The sequence below is a fragment of the Lysinibacillus sp. NPDC059133 genome (assembly GCF_042755925.1).
In the GTDB taxonomy this organism is placed as follows: domain Bacteria; phylum Bacillota; class Bacilli; order Bacillales_A; family Planococcaceae; genus Lysinibacillus.
Map to the genome: position 1 here is coordinate 20,795 of NZ_JBHZDH010000006.1, position 18,115 is coordinate 38,909.

At 37.6% G+C, this 18,115-nt stretch carries 14 protein-coding genes; 2 read left to right on the forward strand and 12 right to left on the reverse strand.

The window, feature by feature from the left end; genetic code table 11:
• Positions 1-43 precede the first annotated feature (43 nt).
• A complete protein-coding gene (locus ACFXN8_RS04865; protein WP_386843235.1) occupies positions 44-682 on the reverse strand; it encodes a sugar transferase in 639 nt (212 codons plus the stop codon).
• A 303-nt stretch (positions 683-985) separates the two neighbouring features.
• The gene (locus ACFXN8_RS04870; protein WP_386843237.1) at positions 986-1,429 is read right to left on the reverse strand and encodes an SACOL1771 family peroxiredoxin; all 444 of its coding nucleotides are present in this window, start codon (positions 1,427-1,429) and stop codon (positions 986-988) included.
• A 719-nt stretch (positions 1,430-2,148) separates the two neighbouring features.
• Between ACFXN8_RS04870 and ACFXN8_RS04875 the strand changes: the two genes are divergently transcribed.
• Positions 2,149-2,829, forward strand: a complete 681-nt coding sequence (locus ACFXN8_RS04875; RefSeq protein ID WP_386843239.1) for an NUMOD4 domain-containing protein — start codon at positions 2,149-2,151, stop codon at positions 2,827-2,829.
• A gap of 115 nt (positions 2,830-2,944) precedes the next feature.
• On the opposite strand, the gene ACFXN8_RS04880 is transcribed toward ACFXN8_RS04875, so the two are convergent.
• Positions 2,945-4,633 (reverse strand): FAD-binding protein, encoded by a 1,689-nt coding sequence (locus ACFXN8_RS04880; protein WP_386843241.1) that lies wholly within the window; start codon positions 4,631-4,633, stop codon positions 2,945-2,947.
• A 454-nt stretch (positions 4,634-5,087) separates the two neighbouring features.
• Here ACFXN8_RS04880 and ACFXN8_RS04885 point away from each other — a divergent pair, with 454 nt between their 5' ends.
• Positions 5,088-5,774, forward strand: a complete 687-nt coding sequence (locus ACFXN8_RS04885; protein ID WP_386843458.1) for a ZIP family metal transporter — start codon at positions 5,088-5,090, stop codon at positions 5,772-5,774.
• Between the two features lie 40 nt (positions 5,775-5,814).
• Here ACFXN8_RS04885 and ACFXN8_RS04890 read toward each other — a convergent pair whose 3' ends face one another.
• The 9 genes from ACFXN8_RS04890 to ACFXN8_RS04930 form a co-directional block, all read right to left on the reverse strand.
• Positions 5,815-6,846 carry an S-layer homology domain-containing protein gene (locus ACFXN8_RS04890; protein WP_386843243.1) on the reverse strand — a complete coding sequence of 344 codons (1,032 nt, stop codon included), beginning with the start codon at positions 6,844-6,846 and terminating at the stop codon, positions 5,815-5,817.
• Positions 6,847-7,361: 515 nt separating this feature from the next.
• Positions 7,362-8,030: a M15 family metallopeptidase gene (locus ACFXN8_RS04895; protein ID WP_386843245.1), complete on the reverse strand. Its 669-nt coding sequence runs from the start codon at positions 8,028-8,030 to the stop codon at positions 7,362-7,364.
• Positions 8,027-8,431 carry a phage holin family protein gene (locus ACFXN8_RS04900; protein ID WP_376074636.1) on the reverse strand — a complete coding sequence of 135 codons (405 nt, stop codon included), beginning with the start codon at positions 8,429-8,431 and terminating at the stop codon, positions 8,027-8,029. The genes ACFXN8_RS04895 and ACFXN8_RS04900 overlap by 4 nt, the downstream gene beginning before the upstream one ends.
• 106 nt (positions 8,432-8,537) lie before the next feature.
• On the reverse strand, positions 8,538-8,720 hold the full coding sequence (locus ACFXN8_RS04905; protein WP_386843247.1) for a hypothetical protein: 183 nt from the start codon (positions 8,718-8,720) through the stop codon (positions 8,538-8,540).
• A gap of 20 nt (positions 8,721-8,740) precedes the next feature.
• Complete coding sequence (locus ACFXN8_RS04910; protein ID WP_386843249.1) at positions 8,741-10,573, reverse strand: phage tail spike protein; 1,833 nt, start codon at positions 10,571-10,573, stop codon at positions 8,741-8,743.
• 300 nt (positions 10,574-10,873) lie between these two features.
• Positions 10,874-11,920 carry a hypothetical protein gene (locus ACFXN8_RS04915; protein WP_386843251.1) on the reverse strand — a complete coding sequence of 349 codons (1,047 nt, stop codon included), beginning with the start codon at positions 11,918-11,920 and terminating at the stop codon, positions 10,874-10,876.
• 18 nt (positions 11,921-11,938) lie between these two features.
• Entirely contained in the window at positions 11,939-14,317 is a 2,379-nt protein-coding gene (locus ACFXN8_RS04920) for a hypothetical protein (RefSeq protein ID WP_386843253.1), read from the reverse strand.
• Between the two features lie 23 nt (positions 14,318-14,340).
• On the reverse strand, positions 14,341-15,153 hold the full coding sequence (locus ACFXN8_RS04925) for a distal tail protein Dit (RefSeq protein WP_386843255.1): 813 nt from the start codon (positions 15,151-15,153) through the stop codon (positions 14,341-14,343).
• A partial coding sequence (locus ACFXN8_RS04930; RefSeq protein ID WP_386843257.1) for a hypothetical protein occupies positions 15,150-18,115 on the reverse strand: 2,966 nt, incomplete at its 5' end. The genes ACFXN8_RS04925 and ACFXN8_RS04930, both read right to left, overlap by 4 nt.

Genomic DNA, 18,115 nt, shown 5'->3' on the forward strand with positions numbered 1-18,115 from the left:
GTAATAAGCTGAACGATCTTCAGGATCTAACACTCCTTAAATTTTAATAAGCACCTGTTCTCGCTAAAACTACGTAAAATGTTTTGATGATAATTTTTATATCCATCCAAAATGAATATTTACCAACGTATTCTAGGTCATATGAAATTTTTTGTCCGTGAGAAATATTAGAGCGGCCGTTAATTTGAGCAAGCCCTGTTAAACCAGGCTTTACATCTAAACGTCGTGCCTGCAAAGTGTTATAAGCATTTGTGATAGTTGGAACTTCTGGCCGTGGTCCAACAATACTCATATCTCCTTTTAGGACATTAATGAGCTGTGGAATTTCATCAATACTTAACCTCCGAAGAACGGCCCCAACCTTCGTGATGCGTGCATCCTGTTCAGTTTTAAAATAAAAATCATCTGGAATTCCGTCTGCACACAATCTAGGCATTTTCACCGGAACTGCCTGTAAGGTCATTGTCCGCAACTTCCAAATAACAAAGCGCTGATGTTCCTGTCCAGTACGAATTTGTTTAAAAAAAACAGGGCGACCTGTACTAATGAGTAAGATGAGGAAAACTACTAACATAAGAGGAATGGTTAAGAAAAGTAATAGGAGTGCCCCCGCAATATCAAAAATTCTTTTTCCGTACTTACTATAAAATGTCTTAGTCTGAGCTAACTGCTGCTCGTGCAATACATCATCCTTTACATTTTTTTTGCACTTAACTTTATATATTCATTTGGGACATTTATAGAACTACTTTTGATAAAGCATTTTCATAATAATATGTGAAAAAAAGAGGTTCATCACCATAACGTGGGTTGATTTCCGTTCAGGCTAGGCGCTACTCGAAGAGCCATCATATACATGGCATACATCTCAACAAATGGAATACCCCACTTTTAGTGATGCGTCAAAAAAGGAGTTATTTCAAAATTATTTTGAATAACTCCTAACCATGATCATATACTCAGCCACGAATTGAGATGTTCCATGTTACCCTTGTATAATTTGCACAGCACATGCTATTTGAACATTTCCTTTTAACGCCTTACTGATCATACATGTTTGTTCTGCCTTCTCAGCTAATCGTTCAATTCTTTTTTGTTCGCGTTCAGTTAAATCTTGTACAACAATTCTTGGCTTATGTAAGATTTTCTCATAAGTAAAAACACCATTCGTGACATCCACAAAACCTTCAGCTTGCATAGACAAATCCAACACAGAAATCTTCGAATTTTCAAGTAACGTAGCCAGTGTAATTAAATAACAGGTAGCTGCCGCTCCAAGCAGCATTTCATCAGGATTTGTTCCAATCCCTGGCCCATTCATTTCTCGAGGAATAGAAATTTTCGTATTTAGATTGTCCGCTATAATAGTACCTGCCCCATTTCTCCCCTCCGACCATTTTAAATTCATATTAAATAAATGTTGAACCATAATAAAATCCTCCTTTTGGTTATGTGGGTATGATTAGAGCGCTTACCTGAGCAGTCCCACACTCTCGGATCAGTTTTCTTGATTACCCGACCAATTCTATTACCAACCGAATCAGTTTGCAAGGTTGCCCCAAGCGGCTCATCGTACGCCCCCAGGAAGCTTTGCTCTGTGCGAAAGCGTAGCGACAGCAACAACAAAGCGCCCAGCCGGAACGGAAATCACCCCCACGCTATGATGATGGGTAATAAAAGTGATTATAAATAGATTTTGGCCCATCATCGGAAATTTGGGATGACATTTTGTTAAAACGTATCCCATGTGATTTAGTTGATTGGAGCGGAGGCTGGGCGACTCCTTGGGGATTAGCAATAGAGGAACGAAGGCTAAAACCATCACGTCCTGTGATAACGCCTTCGTGACCAACATCGTATTGGCCCGAGACCCTGGAGCGAGCAACGCGAGTGAAGCGGCTCATCGGACGCCCCCAGGAAGCTTTGCTCTGTGCGAAAGCGTAGCGACAGCAACAAATGTTTTCTGTAGCGAAAGCAAAGCGGCAGCTACAAAGCGCCCAGCCGGAGCGGAAATCAACCTTACACTATGGCGATAATCGCTTTTCTTTGAATTATTAATGCAATAATAAAACATCAAATATTTAAGAAAAACAGGAAAACTGATTTTATGGTAGAATAGAAAAAACAATTCTTTAGGAGATTTAAAAAATGATTTTAACAAAGCAACAAGCAATACAAGCACTTAAAAAGAACAAATTTATCGGTTTTACTACTAAAACTGGGAATATTATTATGAAAAAAATGAATAAAACCGATTATAATATTTTCGTATTTGAAGAAGGCAAAGATAAACCAGTGCGTTATGTAGGCTCTATTATGAATGTAATGGCTACAATGAGCGACAAAGCTTCTAACAAGGATTTTGTCATTATGGAACAGCTTGCACCTCAAAATAAAGAAGAGGCTACGACTGTGGACAAAGAGGAAGTTAAAGAAGTAGCTAAGCCTGTAGAGAAAGAGGAAATTAAAGAAGCTACTAAGCCTGTAGAAAAAAATGAAGCAAAAAAAGCAAAGAAAGAAAAAGCAGAAGAAACAGCTGACATCGATGAAGAAAGACGTGCCATTTCCGGTTACGAAGGCTTATATGATGTTACAGCGAGCGGTCGAATCATTAATGTGCGCGTAAATCGTCCATTAGCTCGATGCAACGATGAATATGGTTTCCATATTGTTCGTCTAACAAAAGAAGGTACTGCTTCAAGTCATAATGTATTTGAGCTTTGGAAACAGGCATACCCTGAACTTGAACAAACTAATTTTAAAGGTGCCTTAAAAGCGAAATATGGTACAGGCTGCAAGTTAACTGATAAACCAGGTGTACACTTTTAATCATTATAAACCCCTAGCGTCGTTGCATTGACGCTGGGGATTTTTTTAGGTAAGAGTGATACTTGCTATTGATGTTCAATCATTTTCACCTTTTGATTGAAGGTAAACAGGCTCTTTATACCTTTAGCAAGGTCTGTTCTTCCTTATTAACTGCATTTGCCATATGCGTTGTTGCAATATAGCTTAATGTCATGCCTGGTCCTAATGTTGCACCTGGCCCTGGATATGTTTTACCCATTATAGAGGCCGAGCAATTCCCTGATGCAAATAACCCTTCAATTGCCGTACCGTCTGCCTTTACAACGCGAGCATGCTCATCCACCACTAAGCCACCCTTAGTCCCGATATCTCCAGGATATAAAGCGAGTGCATAAAATGGAGCATTAGTAAGCTCTGCTAGGTTCGGATTCTTCAAAGTAGGATCTCCATAATAATTATCATAAGCACTATCTCCTCGGCGGAAATCTTCATCTCGACCATTACGAGCAAAGGCATTGAAGCGCTCTACATTTTCTACTAAATTCTCCACTGGAACATTCATTTGCCCTGCAAGTTCTTCGATTGTTTGTGCACTTTTCACTATGCCGTTATCAAACCAACTTTTTGGGAAAGATTGTCCTGGGAATAATCCTGTGAAAATATACCGACTCTTTGCTGTTGCATCGATTACGATCCAAGAAGGTATAGCATTGTTTGTTTTTTGATGGTGAATATGCATATTGTCTACAAATTCATGATAAGGTGCCGCTTCATTCAAATATCGTTTCCCAACACCATCCACAACCATCATATTAGGAACACCGCGGTCCGCAACAAGGAAAAAAGGATGTCCTTGAGGATCAATAACGGAAGGGGCTCCCCATACTTTATCCATTAAATCTAGTGTCGCCCCTATTTTCACGCTTGGTTCGATAATATCTCCCGTTTGCCCCTCTGGTGTAGAAGTCCATTTTGCATTTGTTGGTGCCGGCAAATATTTTTCACGATATGCTTGATTATGAGAAAAACCACCTGAAGAAAGAACTACCCCACGCTTTGCCTCGATCCGCATCTCCTGCCCATCTCGTTCAACTACGATACCAGTCACTCGATTATTTTCGACGATAAAATCTTTAAATGCAGTCGAGATCCACAGTTCTCCATTCGCTTCTGCAAGTGACATTCGTAAACGAGCAATTAGCGCTTCCCCTAATGCAACAGGCAGACTTCCTGTAACTTTCGATTTCACTAATCGTATGCCTAATTTTAACGCAGTTGTTTTCCCTTTTGTCGTGCGTCTAATCATATTTACCTTATGAAATTCAGAGCTATTCATCGTAAAGCCTTTAGTGGACAATGTAGAACGACGCATCGTATCTGCTAATGACCCCATTTTCTTCAAATCAAAAATAAGTGGCTCAATCGACCGTCCTTGAGGGAAGCCACCTGGTTTTTCAGGATAATAATCTGAATAACCTTTCGCATATTGGAAACGCATATGCCTAGTATGATTATTTAAGTACCTTAACATTTCTGGCCCTCGTTTAATATAAGCTTCCTTTAAAGCCTCTGGTACACGATCACCAATAGTTGAATCTAAGTATAAACGCGCTAGTTTATGTGTATCAGGAACACCCTCCCCCTTAATCACATGATTATTTGGAATCCATAGTGCTCCACCAGACAAGGCAGATGCCCCACCATAACGCTCTGTCTTTTCAATGACTAATGATCTCATGCCCTGTAGCTTTGCTGTCAGCCCTGCTGTTAACCCTGCTGCCCCTGAACCTACTACTACCACATCATAACTCGCATCCCATTTCATACTTCCATTCCTCACCTTCATTAGTAGTTACTAAATCAATGAATCTGGTATTACTATAGAAAGTATAGAATTTAAATAATTTTCAGTCAATTTAATATCACCATATTTATGATTAATATTTGTTCCGCTTCAATTACGCAAATTTCGTTAATAAAATCCCTAAAAGTAGATTTATCGATAAAATAACCTTTTACTTTTTAGTAATGAATACAAAGGATTTTTTTCAAAAACTGGCGATTATCATATTCGTTTCTACTTAGCATATATTTTATCAATTATGCCTCGGCATAATTGCGTCCGGAATCAGCTTTGTGCTTGCACAAAGAACTCCTTTCTGATTCCGTGACATTCGCCGAAGGCTTTAACTTCTTTCAGCGGTGTTTAGACACCCGCTGAAAGAAGTTAAAACAGGTTAAAGAATATATAGGGTGGAGGAATTTTGTAGTTGAGTGCAATGATACTTGGTGGTTTTCTTTTTTTTAGCGCTAGCATCGGAGGAACTCTAGCTTGGGTATTCTCTAGGCTATTCCAGCATACAACTCATGGATTATCATTACTAAGTGGAGGATTTTTAGTTGGCATACTTGTAGTAGACGTCATTCCTTCTTCTTTTCAAATGTACAATTCAATCGGCCTTATACTTGGAATTTTGATGGGCTATTTAATGTTTGAAATACTTAATAGTTTATTTCACACTTCCCATACACAAAATCCCTCTGTATCACTACTTGCAATCGCTATCATTATCCACACCATTCCGATGAGTCTTACTGTCGGACAATTACTAGGGAACTCTGCATTAAGTATTGCAATAACAGCTTCCATTATTCTACATCATCTACCAGAAGGCTTCGCACTTTCAACAGCATTACTATCACAAGGAGAAAGGCTATGGAGACTCTTTGTTTATTTTGTAGCATTTTCGATTTTCTTTAGTATTTTCATACAGATCGGCCAATATTGGGAGATATCGAATAAGGCACAAGGAGTACTAATGGGTGTATCGATTGGGTTAATCGCAACTGCCAGTATTTCAGAATTTATTTTACATCATATTCGTTCAGTATCACGAAAATCCTTTATAGCATTTATTTTATTAGGTTATTTATTAAGTCACTTATTTCATATGCTAGTCGAATAAAAAAGCAATCCACCAGATATTGTGGATTGCTTCTTTTTTGTTACTCTTCGTCATCAAGTAACACTAATGATAGTGTTAAAATTTTAGAGAACTCTGCACGTGTAAGATTACCTTTTGGATTAAATTGACCGTTCACACCATCAATCACACCTAATTGCTTTAATAATCCGATTGCTTCAACAGTTTCTTGTCGCATTTTACTTTTATCTGTAAATGGGTTATTTTTGCTAACTTTACTTACATCATAACCCATTCCTTCTAGATAAATCGCTGTTACATAGGCCATTTCCTCACGTGTAGCAGGTGTATTTGGCTCAAAATTAGCACCATCAAAAATATCGAGTAAGCCATACTCTTCTAAAATCGCTACTTCTTTTGCACCTGGGAAGTTTGCTAAATCCTTATATGAAGCAGGGCCTTCATAATCTTCCTTCACATCTAATCCAGCAGCACGGAAAATCATAGAAGCTAATTGTCCACGTGTTACTTTTCCGTTTGGATTAAATGTTGTAGCGGATGTACCATTAATAATGTCAAATTGATAAAGTACTTGGATATAGCTCTCAGCCCAGTGACCTATAGAATCTGTGAAGTAACCCCCTGGTTTTAAATCAATAGGTTCATCTTCGAACATTTCTTTAATTATGTCATTTAAATCTTCTTTATCTAAAGGTAACCATTTTCCTTTTTCCAAAACTTCTCCTTTAAATGAATTCCCAGAAGGCGTAAATTTTATTTGCATAGCGTTACCGTACAACTCTTTAAATTCTTTTTGTTCCTGTGCACTCCATGTAGGATCTACTGAAAACTTTGCCGTAATACTATTTTTTGTTGTTACAATACCACGCTCATCAATAGCTAATTTGGAGATTAGCAGTTTTTTATAAAGGTCCTGGTAAGTCATTGATTGCAATGGTATAACCGCTGCAACTGCCTGTTTTGGGTGGATAATGCTAGCAACATCTACTTCTTGCACATTTACTTGTGTATTTACTTGTGCATTTGCTTGTAACCCAAAACCTCCTGTAAAACATGCAATACTAAGTGCGCCAGCTAAAACTGTCTTTTTCATTATTATTCTTGCCCCTTTCAATTCATAAATTCAGTGTACTAAAACAACCATTAGTAAATCTATAAAATTATGTAAGTTATTCAAAATTATAAGAAAGTCCTATGTTTCACAACGTAAAAAATTACTAAATCTCCATGTAAATCCAGAAAGTATATTACACAATTTCTACAAATTTCTACAATGTATTAGGTAGTTTTTTCAATAAATCCAACGAATTGTATCATTATTTCTTATTTCGAATAAACATCTTATTATAAATATGCTTTATTTCTCTTTTTAATTTATGTAGAAAAAATAGTAAACTTGTTTATTATTTTTTAGGTATAAAGTATAGTAACGAACACTAAATATGTATATATTTCCAGTTAAAAAGAATCTAAAGAAATAGCTGAGGGTAAAACTATATTAATTGTAGAGGTAAGTAATGGAGAATCATTTGAAATAAAATCTCTTTGTCAAAAAAAATATACGCCAAGCTAATGAGCACCGCCATTATTTTGGCGGTGTCTTTATAACTAGTGAGCTCGACGTTGCTGAATTGTAATATACAGACCTAATAATCGGTCAGTTGTCATTACACCGTTTTTTAAATCTTTTAAATGCGAATCTTGAATAATACCTTCTTTGGTTGCTTGCGCTATATAATTTTCTGTTTCTGTGCGCATTGCTGGTGATGCAGGATTCCATACTTGTGTCACTTTGTTGTCCTCCTTTTTGTCTTCTATAATTAATTGCACTGTTGTTTTACTACTACTAGGAACGATTACTTGTCCCTCTAACTTATAACCTGTAGGCATCTTCCAAGTCGATTTAACTTCAAAATGCGGTCGGTCAATGCTACCGATCCAATCCCCGCCCCATGTAATGCCAAGCTTGCGAGCGATAGTACCCACTTTATTCAGTATAGTTACATCATAAAGTGTTTTTGGAGGACCAACGGCAATATCCCAAGCTAAACGACTGCTATGGTTGCTTTTAAGCGTCCAAGTAACAACCTGTCCTGGTCGAGTACGTCCTTGGGCATATAAATAATTTTGTCTTTCTTGAGAGCGATATGTTTCGGTAATAAAAACGTTACGAATGCCTGCCTTGTAGCATTCTTGGAACAAGAGTCGACATGCTAATTGTGCAGCTGGTAATAATTGTGCCAAATCTCTGCATGTTGTTGTTATATTTGTACTCATTTATTGTCCCCCTCACCCGTTTTATCTTTGACAATCGCTAAAATATTTTTAATAAAAGTTGGTGTAGGTAACCCCATCTTTGTGCCATTCTCTGTTATTGAGATAAACTCTAAAACACAAAAAGCAATGGCAGCTCCATCACCTGCATATTCAATCCCTGGTATCACTAGAGCTAGTAAATAAACCGATCCAACCAACATCAAATAATAGATTTTTCGAATAATACCATTCACACCAATTCGGCTATTTAAATTATGATTAGCTATACCAGACAAAATACCCGTGAGATAATCAATCGCCATAAATCCTATTAAAACCGTTACTGCCATGCCGAAACCATTCACCGAATAAGAAATAAGTGCTCCAATAAAACCACTCCAAGTCGCTATCCATTTGTCCACTCCACCACTTCTTCCTTTTTGTAGTCCATAAGAAAAGCCCTCCACATATGTGGAAGGCATCTACTCAAAATTGAATAAAAAAATAACGCCCGTCTTAAGACTGCGTTTATGTTTGTGTGGCTGTCGCTGGTAATACACTCACAATAATGTGCTTATTAATGATAGCCCCACCAATATTTACGAAAGAAATTTTTTGATCGTTTAATGTTGCTGTAAATGCCGTAGCATCAAACTCAGCATTTTTTAAATTAATTGCTTGTCCATTGTTTAGTTGTACTTGATAATCCATAATTATCATTCTCCTTTTATTTAAGTTAGTTTAACCGAACCTATCGTAGAACCATTAACTTGTACATACAAATTACCACCTGATGTTGAAATACCAATCCCAGAAGAGTTTGCTCGTACTAAACCTGAAAGACCTGTAGCTTGTGGGACATTTAATTGACCATAAATAGTATTAGAACCGTTAAGTTCGTTATAGTTACCATTTAACCTTACATAAGGAGCAGATAAGTCCATATACGTACCATTAGCATAAATTGTATTATTACCATGAAATACGATACCCCTGTTAGTAGTACCCTGCAAATACAATGTACTTCCTATGCTAGCATCTTGTTTAATGTTAATGTTAGCTCCATAAATATCAACACCATTAATAGTTCCTGCTGTGATTGTTCCTAACCTACCCGTAATATCTGATAAAAATGTTACAGCCCCTACAAGATTAATTTTTGAGGCTTGTATACTAATAGTCGTTGCTGTTTGATTAATTTTAGATACGACAGTATTCCCTGTAAAATCTTCGACACTAACTTTTGACTCTATTTGATCGGCTTGTTGTGTAATACGACTCTCCGCTGTGCTAACTCGTGTTCCTAATCCACTAATTTGAGTTTGTTGACTAGTCACAGTTGACTGTATTTGTGAGGCTGTTTGTGTAACAGCCGATACATCATTTCGGACTGATTGAATATTGTTATTAATTGTAGTTACTTGAGCAGTTACTTCACTTCGTATCTCAGTAGCTGTTTGAGTGATACGACTACTTAAATTGTTATTTAAGTCTGTTACACTTTGAGTAATACTATCAGCACGATAATGAATTTCAGCAATCGATTCGCCAATTTCTTCTACTTCTATATCAATTCGATCATTCGTTTGTTCAAATTTAGAACGATAACGTTTATCGTTAGCATTAATAGTTGCATGTTGATTTAACAGGGCATCTACAATACTTTTCGCTTGTGTATTCCCAACCTCTACCTCTGAGTTACTGTAGTCTCTTTTTGTCTTTTTACTTAAAATTCGAGTTTGGTATTCTAGCGCAAGATCCTCATGTATAAGCCAAACCATGTCCCCCACGTTACCGTCCACGGTCGTGACCTTAACTTTAATGCTCGTTTCAGGTGCTGGAGGCAGCTCACTAGCTAAACGAGTTGTCATTTCTTCAGCAGATTCTATCTTCTCGTCATGAATAGGATCTGCAACGCGTATTCCAATTCTAGGTGAATCGGCTAATGGCGAAGTATAAGTTATATCAATTCCCTCTGCACCGTACCCACGAATTTGTGTTTTTAAATTTGTAGTATTTACGCTGTATGATAGGGTTTCGATGTTATGACGATAGCGGAATTGAATGTCATGATCTGCGCCAATTTTCTTTGTGAGGCGAAGAACTTTACCAGGTAATATTTGACGTTCACAATTAAATGCTGCACATAATTGGTCAATTAAAACAATTGGATTTGCTTCGCCGAAATTAGGTAGCAGTTTATTGCCTTCCACATCTACATTTATAAACGTCCAACCAGTTCCTGCAAGTACAAACGACATAAAATCATCGAATGTCCGTGTACCTCCATAGATGTCATATTTAAAATCATCAGCTAACGAAAAATAAATGTGTACAGCCGTAGCCTTTTTTGAGAATGTATCGCCACCATATTCCTTTACGGTATATTCATGGCCATCTTCATCTTCAATAATTGTTTCAAAATCTAACAACTGATGGCCCGAATTATTTTCATGTAAAAAAGAGCTGAATGAGATACGTAGCGCTCCACTCAACTCTTCAAATTTTTCATAGTTCGTTTCTAAGAGAGGCTCTGTTTGAGAGCCATTCGTGACAATGAGCAAGCTATCACCTTCTTTTATAATAAAAATACGCTACTCCCATCGAGTAACGCTTACTGAACAATATGGAACGTTTATACACTTTTAGTAGAAGTTAAAATATAATCTTCCACAACTTGTCGTAATCCGAATTCGTAATGTCTCAAGGACATATACTGTATTTGGTGGTGTTGAGGCAGCTTTATCACTACCACCTACAATGTCCACTTTTAATGACTCTACCTTTTTTCACAGCAAAAGAGTTAAATTATTCCAGAACATCAGATTGTCTTTATAGAGTCATCATTGCTACCACTACTTTGTTTAGAAGAATATCTGCCCGCCTGATGATTTAAGTTGAGGAGTAGTTGCTGACAATGTTCCCGCCTCCCCTATAATAATACTCGAAGTAGCATAGTAACCACGGCTATTCCCAGTACCCTTCATACCAGCCACTAATGCATAGCTATTCGAACAATGAACTGCTTCAGCTTGGGCATTATTTATTTCGAGACTATCCATTCGACAATAAGCTACCCGATTACACTCAACTCCACGCACTTGTGCTACAATCTTCATGCTGTATATACCGACCCAACTACAGTTGTAAACATATACACCATAAGAAGGAAGAGCCGCAATAGTCCCACGTTTTTCTACGTCGAAATTCATTAGACTTATTTGAGCTGAACACCCGTCAAGTTTAACCGTTTTTACGGATGCCCTGTTATCGTAGGGTTCACAGTTAACTTGAACATTACTTCCGTGAATATCTTCCAAATTGAGTTCTTCATCGAAGGTACGTCCACCTACTAACATAATTATCCGATCTTTTGCTCCAAGGACTTTTATGCGGCGGACGGCCTCAGCCAAAGTTTTAACGGCAGTTCCTGCTGATTCTCCTGTATTACTATCGTTTCCGCTGACGTTATCTACATACACCTTTACGGCATCATTAGCTAGGTTAGTTGGTGCTGAGGCTACTATTTGGGAGGCAGGCACTTTACCATCAGATCCTAGACTAGCTACGCCATTTGCTTGCCCTATAGAAGTCTTAGCTACCATCTTCTGCTCCGAAGTATTCACGGCAGTTGTAATAGCCGACGCATAATTTGCCTTGGCTACCCCTGTTTCAGGATTTACCGTAATAGTAGAGCCATCAGGTTTAAAGTGTCCTAATTTATCGGTAGTAGCTACTTCCTTTGTGTGTGTGTCCACAGAAGTCTTTAAAATCTTTACGGTTTCAGCAGAAGCAGCCTTATCGCTACTGCCTGTTGTAAAGTCGTTTACAATGTCTACTTCCATTGATTCTATCTTTTCTTGTAGCGATGGAGCTAAGTTCTCCCACGCATTCTGTCCTTTATAGGTCATTGCTGTACCCCCTCTATATTAGAAGAATATTTGTCCTCCATAACTTTTTGATTGTGCCACTTTAGAAGTCAATGTTCCTGCACTTCCTATAATTATTGAAGCTGACGCTGTGTAACTATAGCTAAAAGCACTAGTATTTGTACCGCTTATATTGTTTACTAGGCAATAAGAACCTGATTGAGCCTCTATTACTGGACCTTCTATGTTACTTAAATCTAGTGCAGATAGTTCCACATATGATTTTTTCATCATTATTCCCAAAGTTGAACCACTATAGTTTCCTGAGTTTAATGATACTCTTGCACAGGTGTTAATGTAAGCTGCGTACGATGCTACAGCAGTAATATTCCCTTTTACCTTAACGTCTATATTCAAAACCCTTATTGGAGCGGAACAATCATTAAAGTCAAACCCTTTAACAGTTGCTTTATTGCCATACGTACCATTAATCTCTATAGCACTTCCGTGTACACTATCCAATGTGACAACCTCATTAAACGTATCACCGCCATCTAGTTGAATTGTGCGTTTCTTTGCGCCTAATGGTTTAATTAACGAAACAGCTTTAGCTATTGTTTTTACAGGTTTAGCAGCACTAAGTCCATCATTACTGTCATTTCCAGTACTAGACACGTAGATTGTGACTGTATCATTCATTAAATTACTAGGGCTAACTATTTGCGATACTTTTGTGTTCAATGTCTTAACAGTCTCAGCCGACGCTGCCTTATCTGAACCACCTGTAGTCAGGTCATTCACAATTGTGACCTGTTTAGCACTAGCCGTACCGTCAGCAGTTACAGTAATAGTAGTACCGTCAGGCTTCATGTGTCCTAAATTATTAGTACTCGCAACCACACCTTCATGAGTTGTCAGTTTATTACTTACACTAGTTACATTCTGATTTAGTATTTTGACAGTTTCAGCAGATGCAGCCTTGTCAGTTCCACCATTAAAGTCGTCTGATATTTGAATAATTGGCACATTGTCTATTCTAGACTTTAGATCTTTACCTGCAGAAGCTGCTAATGCTGCATCTATACGGCTAGAATCTAAAGTTGGTATAATATCGATTTTAGTACCTGCATTATTAATAGCATCCTGCACTTCCTGATTAAGCTTGGACAGACCTACAGAATCATCTATCAGTCGCGTGCCCGAAATGTCTTCAGGAAGGTTGTTAGGTGTATTCTTCAGCACTAATAGTAAGACATTATTATCCTCAATCGCTACGATAGGATTGTCAGGAATATTCACCGTATAGCCTTCTAAAGACGTGCCTGTGATAGTCCAAGACTCAGGAGCTAAAACACCTGCATTATGGAAAACTAGTAGAGAGTCTGTAGCTGCGTCATAAGCACCTACAGGCAGGCTCCATGATTTCTGTGATACTTCAGTCGTAACTAAAGGGTACGGCACGAAGAAGCTGTTACCAACACCTGAACCGCCTGCATTAATAGCGTCAATTACTTCCTGTGTCAACTTCTGCATCGAAACTGAGTTATTTTCTAGAAGATCTCCTGAAAACGTCCCCAAGTCGTCTGCTACAAGTGTAACCTCTCCTTTTTCGTCAGGGTTTTTACCATTGACTTTTTGTACTGTACCTGCACCAAAGTCTAAGGCAACGTTACCGTTTTCGTCAGGTAGCTTTCCATTTACAGAAGCTACTGAGCCTTTACCGTCTACCCCTCGCTGTGCAAGTATAATCCAATTGGCATTTGTAATTATTGGAACAGAGTTGGTATTGTCAGCTTTAGCCTGCCATGTAGATCCATTGTACGTAACGACATTATTTTTGAGATAGCTTGTTGTACTATTCCAAGCCGTTGCAGTGCCCCAACCCTTGATACTTTCCGAAGCTTGTGTAGCTGTTGCGGCTGCAGTATTAGCATTTGTGATAGCTGTATCCGCTTCATTCAATTTTGTAATTACTGCATTTGTTAAATTCTCTTTTGCGGCATTAGCAGCATCCGAGGCTTGATTCGCGTTCATAGTTGCACTGTTGGCGTTTGTTGTCGCTTCTTGTGCAGCCTCCGATACTAAAATTAGTGATGACTTTATATGCTCCCATTCGCCTTGTTGCACTTCAAGTTTAATTAGTAATTCTTCAACTACTGTAATTTTTTCTATCGCTGTTTGCACGACTTGATTTGCTGCGTCTGCTGCTAAATTTGCATTTGCTGTCGCATCGTTGGCATTGGTTGCTGCTTCAATTGCACCATTAATTGCATCTGTAATACGTTTAAGTAATTCCTCAACTTCTTCACCTCCTGCCAAAAGATTTATTTGATATTGTAATCTTGATAACCCTTCAATAATCTTTTGCCAGTTCTCATTTATTTTCATTCGTTCTGATCGACTGACTGGTGATTGTGTCGTGTGTAAATTAATGACCATGTCTTTTTCTTCACCATCCTTGTTTACATATATAAAAATCTAAAATTAAAAACGATACTGTGAACAGTACCGCCTGAGATTGAAAAACTATTATCTCCAGCTGCTAGTGAGAGGAGTTTTTTATTTGTTTGTTTAAAAACAGAAGTACCGTTTTTAAATGAACGAATACCGCTAATGTTTAATTCATCAGAAGAAGATAAAGTATCATTAAATTGATACACCTCTCCCGTGGTATTATTTGTAATAGTAACGCTATTATCGAAAATTCCTTTTAAAGTAATAGCAAGCTCATTTTGGCGTGGATCCACAGCAACATTTCCGTAATTTTTAATGGTGAAATGGTTGCTATTAAATGAGTAGGCTAAATCTTCATCCCAATCAAGACCCATGCCCCACGCCCATTTATCAATGTCCCATTCCTTTAAATCTAAAGTTGTAGGAACGGATTCTGCATAAATATTTTCACAAATAAATTGTATCTCGAGCTCTCCTACTTTTCGTAATAGCTCATTTGGTTGATAGCTGCTTGCCAGACGTACCTTCCAGCGCTTTCCTGGCTCAGCATCAAAAATAATATAAAAATATTCTTTTCGAGCAAACAGCATATTAATGTCGGCAATAAACAATTTAAAATCGTGATAATCAAATGCTTTATACATAAATTTTGCAGTAATCGTTCGTCCACTAAAACGTGAGCTCGTGAAGATTGCTCCATCACTGCCATCGACCTCAGACGATTGATGCTCTATTGATACAGAAGGAATGTAATATTTTAATAATTTTAAACTGTAGTCGCTCATCAGCATTTCACGGCCATCCTTTAAAATCATCTTCATATACCACTTAACCCCCTCGTTAATGCATGAATGCTTGCATTGCTATATTGTTTGCCACTTACGACATCTACAACAGATTCACCTAAAACTTGTCCATCTAATATGGATTGCACAACAATAGTTGAAGGCCCTGAATTTTGTGATGTTTTGTTATTCTTGGATTTTTGTATTGGCAATAAAGAAGAAGACTCGTGGGTAACACTGTTTGCTAGAAGTTTGCTAACATTAGTAGCTTTATTCATAATAGAGTCAAACCCATCGACTACACCATCTCCAACCTTTTTCAATAGTGAAGATTTTGGTTTTAGATTTAGCGCATCTCTTAATGTATCCGAAACATTTCTAACAAGGTTATTTGCTGTTTGTTGTAATGCCGATTGCATTCCCTTCATGCCATCAATTAAACCTTGAATCGCATTTTTCCCAATATCATTCATTGAGCCTAGTGTTTCTTCTGTTCCCAGAACAACATCCTTGATTTTGTTTTGCCATTCGCTATTTAGTGTGTTCAATTCCGAGTTTGCTGTTTCACGTAATTCCTCAATTTTCGTCTTCGTTTCAGCTTTTAATGGCTCTAGCTCTTTTATCGCTGACTCACGGGCTATTAGTAGCTTTTTCTCATACAAGTCTTGATATTGAAACATTTCTGCATCTGTCATTCGATTTAAAGCTTCTAGCTGCGCAAGGACACTTGGGCCCATTGCCTCGAGTTCATCAATAATCGCACTTGATAATCCACGAATTTCAAGTTTTGATAACTCAATTCGCCATTGAGATAAGGCATTCACTTGCTCACTTAAATTTTGCGTTAAGCTGGAAGAATCAATAGGATCAGTTACTTTAACTTCATCAAATAATCCAAAGTACCCTTTGATACTTTTAACACGACTCTCTAGAGCATTATCGTAAGCATCATTAAGCTTTTGCTCTTCATCCAATAGTTTTTTGTTAACATCCTGCGTCTGCTTTAAATAATCATTGTTGATAGTTTTAATTTTTTCGCTTATTTCTTTTTTCGTATTATAAAATTTTTCTTCATAATAAGTGCGTTCGTCTGTACCAGCTTCATATTGTCCTAGATAGCGTTCATAAATTTTCAATTCCTCTGCAAGAGAGATTGAGTTGTACTTTTTACGTTTTTCAACGTAGTCCTTCTCTTTTTCGAATTGTTCCTTAACCATTTCAGAATACGCTTTTTTGTACTCTTTTAATGCATTTGTTTTTTCTTTTGTACCTTCTTTAAACGTTGTTGCACTATAGCGCCAAAATTCAGCTTCTTGTTTTGCCGACATTTCTCCAGCCGATTTCTGAGCTTCAACATATTCTTTTAAGGCTTTGAATTTTTCAGCTACAGACCTAGATTCGACTTTTGCCATTTTTTCAGCATATTGATTCGTAATTGCTTCGCGGTCTTTTAATGATTGTTCTTCTATCTTCTTGATTTGGGCTACCTGATCTGCTGTAAGCGCTACATGTTTTTTCGCTGCATTGTTTTTGATTGCCGTAATTTTGTCTGAAGCCTGTTGAGAAATCCCTGCTCTCTTATTCTCGGCTTCTTTCTGCAATGCCTCAATTTCAGCCGCATTGGCTTTTATAACATTGCTTACGATTTGCTGGGCTTTTTCGATGGCCTCTTTAGAAATTGATAAACGCTGAGTTAAATCAGGAATTGCAGCCTCTGCTAATTTCTCAGCGGCTCTGTTAACTCCATCACTGCCTTTCTCAATCCCTATTGCTAAGCCTTCACCAACGCCTTTACCGATTGCAATCATTACTCGTGAAGGAGAATTGATTTTTAAAGTGCTCTTTATTGCATCTCCTATTGATGTTGCAATTGATTTAGCTTTATCCCATACAAAATCTGCCATGTCGCCAATACCATTAATTAGACCTTGAATGATATCGTTACCGATTTTTCGCAAATCGAGGGCGCTGAAAATACTAAGTATTTTATCCCAAATATCAGTAACAACTCTTTTAGCCTCATTCATCTTTGTTTCTATTGCCACTTTAATATCGAGAAATTTTTGGATAGTGCTTGTTACTAATTGAGTTGCTGTATTTACTACCGTAGTTTTGATAGATTCCCATACATTACTCAAAAAGTTTTTTATCGTATTAAATGTATTTGTTGTCATCTGGCTGAACCTTGTCCATCCCGATACGACTAAATCAACAATACTACCTACCGTGCCTACAATCATATTTTTCACGTTATTCCATACATCACTCAAAAATGACTTAACAACATTAAATACAATTTCGGTAGTTTCTTTTAATTTATTCCATCCAACTTCTATCCCACTAATAATAGTTGAAACAATCTCGATAATTGCAGAAGAAATAGAACCCCATATATTAGTAGCTACATCAACTATTGATGTCCAGATATCTGATAGGCTTTCTACAAAGCTAGTCCATATTTCTATCGCTCCATCTATAATTGACGTCCATAAGTCTGAGAGTATCTGCGTAAACTCTTCCCATGCAATAGACGCTATTTCTGTAATACTTGTCCACAATTCTGAGAAGAAGGTTACCATGCCTTCCCATATTTCTACCGCTCCATCTATAATTGACGTCCATAAGTCTGAGAGTAGTTGAGTAAATTCTTCCCACGCGATAGACGCTATTTCTGTGATATTTGTCCACAACTCTGAGAAGAACTCTACTATGCCTCCCCATATCTCTATAGCTCCGTCTATAGTTGACGTCCATAAATCTGAGAGTAGCTGAGTGAACTCTTCCCATGCGATAGACGCTATTGCTGTGATGTTTGTCCACAATTCTGAGAAGAAGGTTACCATGCCTTCCCATATTTCTATCGCTCCGTCTATAATTGACGTCCATAAGTCTGAGAGTATCTGCGTAAACTCTTCCCATGCGATAGACGCTATTTCTGTGATATTTGTCCACAATTCAGAGAAGAAGGTTACCATGCCTTCCCATATTTCTATTGCTC